General features: G+C 58.7%; 7 protein-coding genes and 1 pseudogene. 3 read left to right on the top strand and 5 right to left on the bottom strand.

Annotation, left to right across the window (positions count from 1 at the left end; genetic code table 11):
- Nucleotides 1–27 precede the first annotated feature (27 nt).
- The 4 genes and pseudogenes from bcsB to bcsR all read right to left on the bottom strand — a co-directional run bounded on the left by bcsB (nt 28) and on the right by bcsR (nt 6,005).
- The gene (gene bcsB, locus WLO32_RS00825) at nt 28–2,412 is read right to left on the bottom strand and encodes a cellulose biosynthesis cyclic di-GMP-binding regulatory protein BcsB (RefSeq protein WP_435946857.1); all 2,385 of its coding nucleotides are present in this window, start codon (nt 2,410–2,412) and stop codon (nt 28–30) included.
- Between the two features lie 10 nt (nt 2,413–2,422).
- A pseudogene (gene bcsA / locus WLO32_RS00820) lies at nt 2,423–5,045 on the bottom strand (UDP-forming cellulose synthase catalytic subunit).
- Nucleotides 5,042–5,806, bottom strand: a complete 765-nt coding sequence (gene bcsQ, locus WLO32_RS00815) for a cellulose biosynthesis protein BcsQ (protein ID WP_435946856.1) — start codon at nt 5,804–5,806, stop codon at nt 5,042–5,044. The pseudogene bcsA and the gene bcsQ overlap by 4 nt, the downstream one beginning before the upstream one ends.
- Nucleotides 5,807–5,819: 13 nt before the next feature.
- Nucleotides 5,820–6,005, bottom strand: a complete 186-nt coding sequence (gene bcsR / locus WLO32_RS00810) for a cellulose biosynthesis protein BcsR (protein WP_435946855.1) — start codon at nt 6,003–6,005, stop codon at nt 5,820–5,822.
- A 172-nt stretch (nt 6,006–6,177) separates the two neighbouring features.
- Here bcsR and bcsE point away from each other — a divergent pair, with 172 nt between their 5' ends.
- From bcsE to bcsG, 3 genes are read left to right on the top strand one after another with little or no spacing between them, the layout of a single operon-like run.
- A complete protein-coding gene (gene bcsE / locus WLO32_RS00805) occupies nt 6,178–7,740 on the top strand; it encodes a cellulose biosynthesis protein BcsE (RefSeq protein ID WP_435946854.1) in 1,563 nt (520 codons plus the stop codon).
- Nucleotides 7,741–7,742: 2 nt separating this feature from the next.
- Nucleotides 7,743–7,934 (top strand): cellulose biosynthesis protein BcsF, encoded by a 192-nt coding sequence (gene bcsF / locus WLO32_RS00800; protein WP_435948224.1) that lies wholly within the window; start codon nt 7,743–7,745, stop codon nt 7,932–7,934.
- A complete protein-coding gene (gene bcsG, locus WLO32_RS00795; RefSeq protein ID WP_435946853.1) occupies nt 7,927–9,606 on the top strand; it encodes a cellulose biosynthesis protein BcsG in 1,680 nt (559 codons plus the stop codon). The genes bcsF and bcsG overlap by 8 nt, the downstream gene beginning before the upstream one ends.
- A 42-nt stretch (nt 9,607–9,648) precedes the next feature.
- Here bcsG and WLO32_RS00790 read toward each other — a convergent pair whose 3' ends face one another.
- Nucleotides 9,649–10,542 carry a LysR family transcriptional regulator gene (locus tag WLO32_RS00790; protein ID WP_435946852.1) on the bottom strand — a complete coding sequence of 298 codons (894 nt, stop codon included), beginning with the start codon at nt 10,540–10,542 and terminating at the stop codon, nt 9,649–9,651.
- Nucleotides 10,543–10,586 lie beyond the last annotated feature (44 nt).

The following is a 10,586-nucleotide window of genomic DNA, read 5'->3' as shown; positions in this document are numbered from 1 at the left end:
TTTGACGATCCTCTCCGCCATGGGCGATTACTCATCATCCGGGTCAATGCGACGACGGCTCAAAATGCGCAGAATACGCCACAGCACCCAGGCCAGCAGCACCACGCTCACCGCCGCCAGCAAGGCCAGCAGCACCGGGTGGTTAGACAGCGCATACCAGACGCGTTCGAACCACGGCAGATGGCCGACGTAATAGATATCCCCCACGCGAATGCCGTTCACGCCCGACTCGCGGATCACCGCCACCGAACCGGACATCGCCGCTCGTTTACCGCTGTCGTTCAGCGCGTTATTGAGCAGCTCATAGCCGCGCGGGCTGTCGGCCAGCAGCGCCACAACGCTGCGCTGATCGTGATAAGGCGACTGGAAGCCCACGACCGCGGCCATCGCGCCCGGCGATGAAATGGTGGTTTGTACATCCGCTACGCGGTCGTTTTTATCCGCCATGACGGTTTGCAAAGCCGACTGGCGCACCGGCGTTTTCACCCAGCTTTTCACCGCCTCAACCAGCAGGTCCACGCGCTTGTCATCTTTAAGGCTGTCGGGAAGGGTGCCGATTATCATGATATCGGCGTCTTTACCCTGAATCGTGCCGCCGTCACTGGTGACCCTGACGTTAACGGCCGGGAAGCCCGTCTGCGCGCCAATCGTGCCGAGCGCGTCCAGCAAAGCGGTAACCTGGGCGGGTTTCGGATCTTTATTCACCACCACGATAGTCTGCGACAAATCCGCCATACGGCTGAACGGGAAGCCCGAGTTAGCAAATGAACGCAGATCGGGCATCGCAATGAAGTGGTAGTAGCTGGAGAAATCGATGGTCGATTCGTCTTCGATAACCACGTGGTTCTGCACCGGCTGGAAGGTGATGCAGTTTTCTATCGAGCCGCCCGGCATCGGGTTCATATACGAGAAGTCAAAGCGCAGCTGGTTCGCCGCCCCCAGACGCAGCGCGGGAATGGTCACGTTATTTTTACCGTCGAGCAGCCCTTGCAGAACCGGCAGGCGCAGCAGCAGCTTGCTGTTTTCTTCATTCGGCTGCAGATTAAACGCCTGCAGGAACTGATTGTTCAGGCTGATATCCATCCGCGAGCTGTCTTTGAGCGGCGGCGCGGTATAGCGATATTTCAGATCCATATCGATGCCGTTGCTGCGCATCAGGTAGAGATCCGGCGGCAGGTTCAGCGTGACGTTAATCGACGCGGGCTCAAGGCCGGTGGACTGTAGCTGCTCCTCATAGCTTTTCAGTTCGCCAAGGGTTATCGGACGGTCGGTTCGTACCCAGTTCGGCGCGTCGTAAGGCTGACGCGGCAGCAGCGGCTTAACATCGTCGACGGTGACGCTGTTGCCGCGAAACAGCACGTTCCCCTGGGCGATGCCTTTTGCCGCCTGGATAAGATCTTTATCGTCCCGGCCGAATACCACCAGCAGCTTCACGTACGGGTTAGCCGGATGGCCGATCATTTCCACCGTCGGGGCCTTCACCGGCGGATGGTCACGCAGGAAATCCGGGCGCTTATCGTTGGTGGCGAACACGATGCCGTTGCGGTCAGGAAGCTGGTTATACAGCACCGGGAACTTCTGGCCGCGCCAGACGGCGCGGGACCCGAACCAGGAGGCGATAATCCCCGCGGCGCGCTGCTGCTCAAGATCAGGCGCCGCGGCGAAGACCATCGGCAGCACCAGCGGGCGGTCGTCGCGGCTGTCGAAGAACGGGATCGGGAAGTGGGACAGATCGTTTTGCACCTGCAGGCTCTGGTAGGTCAGCGCCAGCGAGCTGCTGCGGCCAATGTCCATCCACAGCGTGGAGTTCGCCGGGTTTTCACAAACGTCGCGATAGTGCCCGACAAATTCAAGGCGCACGCGGTTAAAGTCCGTGATGTACAGCGGGTCAATCGGCAGCTGGGCGAACGTTTTTTTGCCCAGCTGCTCTTTCGTCACCGGCAGCGCGCCCATCAGCTCATCGTTGAGATAAACCTTCAGCTGCGACTGTACCGGCAGCAACGAAGGCGACGGCGTGTATTCCAGGTTAAGCATCGCTTTAGAGACAAGCTCATCGCTGCGCATGCCAAACTCAACCGAACCGGTCGGATTGATGCCGCGCAGCACCATGCTGCCCGGAGGCGGGGCAATCTGAGCGAAGCTGAGCTTCACGTCTCTGGACGGAATATTCCCGGCAGCGATCGGCGCGGCTCCCGCCAGCCCCTCATCCGCGGGGACAGCACCTGCCGCAGGTGGCGTGGCCGCTGCAGGAGAAACTGTCGTTACAGGCGCCGCCGCTTCAGGCGTGGGCACGGGCGTGGCCGTCGCCGCAGGCTCTTCTGGCGCAACCCCCTCCGCAGCGTTCGCCATCATCATCGGCAGAGCATTAAGGCCCAGTGCCGCCGCGCAAAACCAGGATATTTTTCTTTTCATCGCGTTTTCATCATTGTTGAGCCAGTGCAGACACGGTCCGCTGTTCCGCCCGGATTCCCACCGGGCTACGCGGAATAAACGACACAATCCAGTCCACCAGCGCCGTAACGGAGTGGAAAATAAATTTCAGCGACGCAGGCGCAAACTCCGCCAGATGCCGGTAGCCCCGGAAACCCAGCCTGAGGATATCGAGCAGGCTTTCCAGGGGCTTATCTTCCGGGAAACTGTCCTGCCAGAGCGCCCAGGTATCCGCCCGGGCAAAAGTACACTGAATAAAATCGATATGCTGCCGGGTGGACATCTGCGCGAGCTGTAACCCCACTTCGGTGCCGAAGACGCGCACCACCTGCGCCGGGAAAAAGAACTCCTGCCGCCCGCGTTTAAGCAGCAGGTTCACTTTTTGCCCTTCCAGCACGTTTGCCGGGCCATGAATCTGGATCCCTACGCCGCCGTCAGAGTAGTCACGCACGGTGCAGGGGAAGAGATGGCCGTCTTGCCGGGCGATAGCCGCGGGCATCGCGATTTCAACGCGGTGCGCACGGCGGACCTGTTTACTTTCTACGGAAACCGCGACGGCCCCGCCGAGAATAATCAGGTTGTAGAAGACCCAGATCAGGCTGACCACCACCGTCAGCGCTTCGTTTCCCGGCCCATAGAAGAATCGCCAGGCGCCGAAAACCACGCCCAGCAGGTTAAGTATCACCAGCCACAAATACGGTTTGGTGATAACCCAGTCGACGTAGTCGTTTTCGACCAGCCCGCCCTTCGCCGTGACGTTGAACTTGCCCTTGTGCGGATTAAACAACGCCACCAGCGTCGGCAGGGCGATGTACCAGGCCAGCACCGTTTCGTAGATTTCGCTCCAGAAGGAGTGGCGATATTTCCCCTGAATCTTCGAGTTGGTGAGGCTTGCGTGGATCATATGCGGCAGAACGAACAGCGCAATCATCAGCGCCGGGGCGTAAATGATATAGGCGTGCAGCAGCAAAAACGCCAGCGGCGCGGTGAGGAAGATCAGGCGCGGAATGCCGGACAGGAAGTGGAACATGGCGTTGGCATAGCACAGGCGCTGGGCAAATTTGAGCCCCTTGCCGAACAGCGGGTTGTCCAGACGGAAAATCTGCGTCATGCCGCGCGCCCAGCGAATACGCTGCCCGATATGCGCCGACAGGCTTTCTGTCGCCAGCCCGGCGGCCTGGGGAATGCGCAGGTAGGCGGATGACCAGCCGCGCCGGTGCAGGCGTAAAGACGTGTGCGCGTCTTCCGTCACCGTTTCGACCGCAATGCCGCCAATAGCATCAAGCGGCTCCCGGCGAATCACCGCGCACGAGCCGCAGAAGAAAGTGGCGTCCCACATGTCATTCCCGTCCTGCACCAGGCCGTAGAACAACGTCCCCTCGTTAGGCGTTTTGCGAAACCGCCCCAGGTTGCGTTCGAACGGATCCGGCGAGAAGAAGTGGTGCGGCGTCTGCATCATCGCCAGCCGCTTCTCTTTGAAGAACCAGCCCATGGTCAGCTGGAGGAAAGAGCGCGTCGGCACGTGGTCGCAGTCGAAAATCGCCACAAATTCGCCGGCGGCGTATTGCAGCGCATTGTTGATGTTCCCGGCCTTGGCGTGTTCGTGCGTGGCGCGCGCGATGTACTTAACCCCAACCTGGTCGGCAAACCGGCGGAACTCGTCGCGTCCGCCATCGTCCAGAATCCAGATGCTGAGCTTGTCTTTCGGCCAGTCGATGCCAAGAGAGGCGTAAATCGTGCTTTTCACCACGCTCAGATCTTCGTTGTAGGTCGGCACAAAGATATCTACCGTCGGCCAGGCGTTAGTGTCCTTCGGCATCGGGACCGGCTGGCGGTTAAGCGGCCAGATAACCTGGAAATACCCCATCACCAGCACCAGCCAGGCATAGGTTTCAGCAAACAGCAAAATCAGGCCGCACGCCAGGCTCACCGGATCGTTCCAGTTCAGCGTCGAGGTATAGCGCCACCACATATAGCGGCAGGAGACGGTAAGCGAAAGCACAATCATCATCAGCGCGGCGAAGCGGCCGGGCAGGCGCCGCACCAGCAGCGCCACGCCCCACAGCAGCAGCAGGAAGATAAACTGCGCCAGCGGGTTAAACGGCTGGGTAATACACAGCAGCGCCAGAATGCCCGAGAACACCACGATAACCCCGAGGATGATTCTGCGCAGGGCCCTCGCTGAGGCGGCCGGGCTCTTTTTCGTCGTCAAGATGGCGGGTTCGTTCGCTGATGCGTTCGGGCAGCTTATCGAGCCAGCCGTACCAGCCCGCCCGCCAGAGCCGCATTCTGTCCAGCGACTTAAAGCCCGACCGGAGGGACGCATTTTTCTCCGGCCTGCGTATCAGCAGCCAAAGACTCTGGAGTAGATACCGCAGGGCGTCCAGCGGACGGGGGCGATTCAGGTTGATATGCGGATAAAGCCGCGCGTGCTGAGAGCGGATTTGCGTCCAGCGCGGATTTTCCAGCGGCAGCAGCATCCACGCCAGAATAAACCACAGGCATCCGAGTACGGCGCTAAAAGGCGGCGTACCGCTGCGGCGAAACGTGCGGTAGCGTTCGCTAAGCCGCCGGCTTGCAGCGGGCATCAGCAGCCAGTTCGCAAGGCTTATCATGCGCCTGTACCCGAATCATCGCTCGTATTTTTCCCGCCTTTCGCGAAGTTCAGCAGGCACCAGTTGGCGAGCGTCATAACCTCCTGCGCTGCAAGAGAACCCGGAAGATATTCCCCAAGCGGCTGCTTCATAGCCGACGCCTCGGCAAAGGCTTCATCCCGATGAATAACGATGGGAAGCATGCTGCGCTGGCTTTGCAGCCAGAGCTGATAAATATCGTCCTGCAGCTGGCTTGCCACCAGCAGAGCGTTCACCAGGACGTGCGACGGCGAAGGCAGCGTTTGCTGGTGCAGGCGCGTATGGCAGTTGGTGTCCGGCGTGACCAGGGTCAGCACGTTATCGATCTGGCCGAGCAGCCTGCGCGTGAGGAGGTCATAGCCGTACGGTAAATCAACCAGTATCCACTGATAGCGGCCGCTGGATTTGAGTTCTTCAAGCGATGAGCTGAAATGCCCGAGGGCCGCTGCAAAGGAGGAGGGCATTTCGCGCTCTGCGGGCAGCAACCTGCCGAAAGGCAGCACGTCCAGATGCGTCGTGTATTGCCAGCCGGCGTCGCGCCAGCTGCGGTTATCCAGCAGCGCCCGCGCCCAGCCGCCGCCCTGGGCAAAATCGATATTGAAATGCAGGCGCAGTAAATTATCTGGCGAAGCGTCCACCACCAGCACCGTCTCACCCAGCCGTTGCAAAGCCCATCCAAGCGCTGCGGTGACAGAGGTGGTTCCTACGCCGCCACGCACCCCCTGTAACCCAATGATCGCCATCAGGCCCTACTCCCTATTGTTGCGTTAATTCCGCCAGTAACGGCCAGCGCCTTAAGGCGTCCGCCATCTGCTCCCGCTGTGAGATATCGGTATAATTTATTTCCGGCAGCGAAAATGCTTTGCTGAGTGCTAAAAAATCATTCTGGAAAGCGTAAACAAGCTGGTTTTCCGGCACATTTTCAGCGTCTTTTTCGTGCATTATGGTCACGTTCCTTAGCCGCTCTCCGCGCAGGAGGTGCAGGCAAATGTTCGGAGAACGAAATTTGTTTTACAATGCTAAAACCGATGCTGTTTATTTTCAATGTTAGGTTTATTTCCTGCCTTTCGCTAGTAAACTGACATACATACTAATTTATCACCAAGGGGACGCCATGGAACCCATATTTTCGGTGGGCATCCGTTCATTGTGGGACGAACTGCAGCATATGCCCGCCGGTGGCGTCTGGTGGCTGAACGCCGACCGGCGAGAAGACGCAATAACTCTTTTAAATCAAACCATTGCTGCGCAAGAGGGCCGGACAAAAACCGCCGTGATTACCATGGGCGCGGACCCCAAAAACATCGTCAACCTGGACGGCGATCGCGGCCCGGAAAAAATTCGCTTATTTAGCATGCCGATATCAAAAAATAGTCTAAATTTTTTGCCGCGCGATTTAATGTGTAGCATTAATCCTGAGCATTATTTTTTTATATTGCTGGCCGCTGATAATACCTGGGAGAATATATCCGCTGAAGAATTACACAAATGGCTACATGGCATTAACAAATGGGTTCGGCGCTATAAATGCAGCCTGCTGTTCATTAATCCCGGAAATAATAGCGATAAACAAAGGTCATTATTAGTCAGTGAATATCAATCACTAAGCGGCCTGGCGAGCCTGCGCTATGAGGGCGATAGCCACCGCTACGACGTCGCATTCTGGTTTAATGAAAAGGGCGTCAGCGCGCGGCAACAGCTGCAGCTGAACCGGGTAAACGAAGGCTGGCAGCTCGTTGAATCCACCGAAACCGTGCTGCAGCCGCGCAGCGACGAAAAGCAGGTGCTAAGCCATATCTCCATTCTGGAAGGCGCTCCGCCGCTGTCTGAATACTGGCAGACGTTCGATTCAAACGAGGCGCTTTTTGAAGCCGCCCGCACCGCGCAGGCCGCAACGGTGATCTTCTCTTTATCCAAAAATAATCAAATTGACGGCATAGCGCGGCAGATTCACGCGCTGCGCCGCCAGCGCGGCAGCGCCCTGAAAATTATCGTTCGTGAAAACACCGCCAGCCTGCGCGCGACGGATGAACGCCTGCTGCTCGGCTGCGGCGCGACGCTGATCGTACCGTGGAACGCCCCGCTTTCCCGTAGCCTGACGATGATCGAAAGCGTGCAGGGCACGCAGTTCAGCCGCCACGTGCCGAAAGACATCAACGTCCTTATCGACCAGATGCAGCCGCTGAAACGGCGCGGCTATCAGCCCTGGGACGAATTTTGCAGCGCGATTTCCACGCTGATGAACAACACGCTGCTGCCGCAGGACGGCAAAGGGGTGATGGTTGCCCTGCGACCCGTGCCTGGCCTGCGGGTCGAGCAGGCGTTAACGCTGTGCCACACCCACCGCCTGGGTGATATCGTCACCATCAGCGAAAATCGCCTCACCTTGTTTTTATCTTTTTGCCGAATCAACGATCTCGACACCGCGCTGAACCATATCTTTCCGCTGCCGGTGGGCGATATCTTCTCTAACCGCATGGTGTGGTATGAAGATAATCAGATTGCCGCTGAAATCGTACAGATGAAGGCGATGACCCCGGAGAAATGGACCAAACCCCTGGCCGTCTCCGTTGAAATCAACGAGGCGCGCAGTGCGAAGCCCGGCGGTGGAGCGGCGCGCCGCGTTCCTGCGCCGGTTACCCTGCTAAAAGCGTTAAACCCGGAGCAAGCAAAATAATGATGAACCTCACCGACATCATGCAGCTGGTGGCGCTGTGCGCGGTAATATTTATGCCGCTGGGTTACTTTGCGCACCGCTGGCTGCCGCGCCTGGCAGCGCTTATTCGACTTCTGTTTTTAAAACCACGCTACGTAAAATCGGCCGGGACGCTGCGCCGATCTTCTGTCAGGACAGACCAACAACATGACTAATCAAGCGAAGGCGGGATCGTTGCAGGCCCCTTTGTGGCAAAACTGGCGCGGCCTGGGCGGCTGGAACTACTACTTCCTGCTGAAACTCGGCCTGCTGTGGACCGGCTATCTGAACTTTCATCCGCTGGCAAACCTGGTGTTTGTCGCCTTCCTGCTGCTGCCGGCGCCCGGCCTGAAGCTCCACCGCCTGCGCAACTGGGTTGCGCTCCCGGTCGGGATTGGCCTGTTCTGGCACGACACCTGGCTGCCCGGCCCTGAAAGCATTATGAGCCAGGGCTCGCAGATTGCGGGCTTCAGCCCGGATTACGTTATCGATTTAGTGACGCGCTTTATCAACTGGCAGATGGTGGGCGCCGCCTTCGTGCTGCTGGTGGCCTGGCTGTTCTTTTCCCAGTGGATACGCATCACGGTGTTTGTGGTCGGCGCGCTCGTCTGGCTGAACGTGCTCACTCTTGCCGGCCCGGCGATCTCGCTTTTCCCGGCCGGCGGCGAAGCGCCTGCTGCGGCAACGGCCGGAGCTACGGCAACCGTAGCCCAAACCGGCGCCGCCGTGGCGCCTGTTCCGGGCGATATTCCCGCCCAGACGGCGCCGCCAACCACGCAAAATCTGACGGCCTGGCTGAACAACTTCTATGCGAGCGAAGCCAAACGCGCCACCACCTTCCCGACGACGCTTCCCGCCGACGCCCAGCCGTTTGAGCTGCTGGTTATCAATATCTGCTCCCTCTCCTGGGACGATATTGAATCGGCAGGGCTAAGCGCGCACCCGCTGTGGAAGCACTTTGATATTCTGTTCAAAAACTTTAACTCCGCGACATCCTACAGCGGCCCGGCAGCGATTCGCCTGCTGCGCGCAAGCTGCGGACAGCCGTCCCATAAAGACCTCTACCAGCCCGCGGGAAAACAGTGCTACCTGTTTGAAAACCTGGCGAAACTTGGCTTTAGCCAGCACCTGATGTTGGATCACAACGGCGTATTTGGCGATTTCCTTAAGGAGGTCCGCGAAGACGGCGGCATGCAGGCGCCGCTGATGAATCAGGCGGGGCTGCCCGCGGGTCTGCTGTCGTTTGACAACTCGCCGGTATATGACGACACGGCCGTGCTGAACCGCTGGATGGAAGGCGAAGGCCGCGAGCCAAACACGCGCAGCGCCACCTTTTTCAACCTCCTGCCGCTGCACGACGGCAACCATTATCCCGGCAACAGCAAAACGGCCGACTACAAAGCTCGCGCCCAGAAACTGTTTGATGAGCTGGACGCGTTTCTTACCCAGCTGGATAAATCCGGCCGTAAGGTGATGGTGGTTATCGTGCCTGAACACGGCGCGGCGCTAAAAGGCGATAAAATGCAGGTTTCCGGGCTGCGGGACATTCCAAGCCCGTCCATCACCCACGTTCCGGCCGGGGTGAAATTCTTCGGCATGAAGGCTGCGCACAACGGCGAAGCTATCGAAATCAACCAGCCGAGCAGCATGCTGGCGGTTTCTGAACTGGTTGCCCGGTCGGTTGACGGAAAGAACTTTGTCGCCGACCACGTCGACTGGGACGCGCTGACGAAAAACCTGCCGCAAACCGCCGCGGTATCCGAGAACTCGAACGCGATTGTCATCCGCTATCAGGACAAACCTTACGTACGCCTTAACGGCGGCGACTGGGTGCCTTACCCGCAATAAACCCGCGTAGTGGGTGAGGGTTCGCTCTCACCCATCTTCGCTTTACCCAAACCGCGCAACCGCCCACTCAATAAATACCCGCAGCCTGGCATTCAGATGCCGGTTTGACGGGTACACCAGAAACATATGTTCCGCAGGCGGCTGCCAGTCGCCCAACACGCTAACCAGCTCCCCGCTTTGCAGGTACGGCTCCGCCATAAATCGTAGCGTCTGGATAATGCCCAGCCCGGACCGGGCGGCTGCCAGCAGAGCGTTTCCTTCGTTTACGCTGACCTTATAGCGATGAAGCAGCTCAATCGTTTTGCCGCAGTCGACGAACCGCAGCGGCAGGACGCGATCGTTTACCGCGTGACGATAATGGGTAAGAGGAAATCCCTGCTCCAGTTCAGCAGGATGTTTGGGCGTGCCGTAATGGGACAAATAGCCGGGAGAAGCGCAGGTTACCCACTGCAGCGCGAATAAACGGCGCGCAATCAGCGTCGAATCCGCCAGCGGGCCGCTGCGGATCACGCAGTCCGCGCTGTCGCTGATCAAATCGATGTTGCGGTCGCTCACGCCAAGATCTATCTGGATTTGCGGATAATGTTCCAGAAATTCGCCCAGAGCCGGTAGCAAAACATTTCTTGCGGTTCCGCCGCCGACGTCAACGCGCAAAACGCCCTGCGGAGCGCTTTGCGATTCGGTCATGCAGCCCTCCATCTGCTCAAGATCGGCCAGCCATTTTACCGTGCGCCGGTAATAGCACTCCCCTTCCGGCGTCACCGACACGCTGCGCGTGGTGCGCTGAAAGAGCTTGGTTTGCAGATGGTCTTCCAGGTTCTGAATCAGTTTGGTGACGGTCGCCTTCGGCATCCTCAGCGAATCCGCCGCGCGGGTAAAACCGCCGGTTTCCACGACGCGGTTAAAGACGCGAATAGCCAGTAAATGGTGATCCATAGCGTTCTCGGTGACGGTCTCCGGCAGCAGCCGGAGACTGTTTA

The organism is Dryocola mayonis, assembly GCF_051307045.1.
Classification (GTDB): Bacteria; Pseudomonadota; Gammaproteobacteria; order Enterobacterales; family Enterobacteriaceae; genus Dryocola.
Note: the sequence above shows the minus strand (reverse complement) of the source record. Positions and strands in the feature narration are given on the sequence as shown.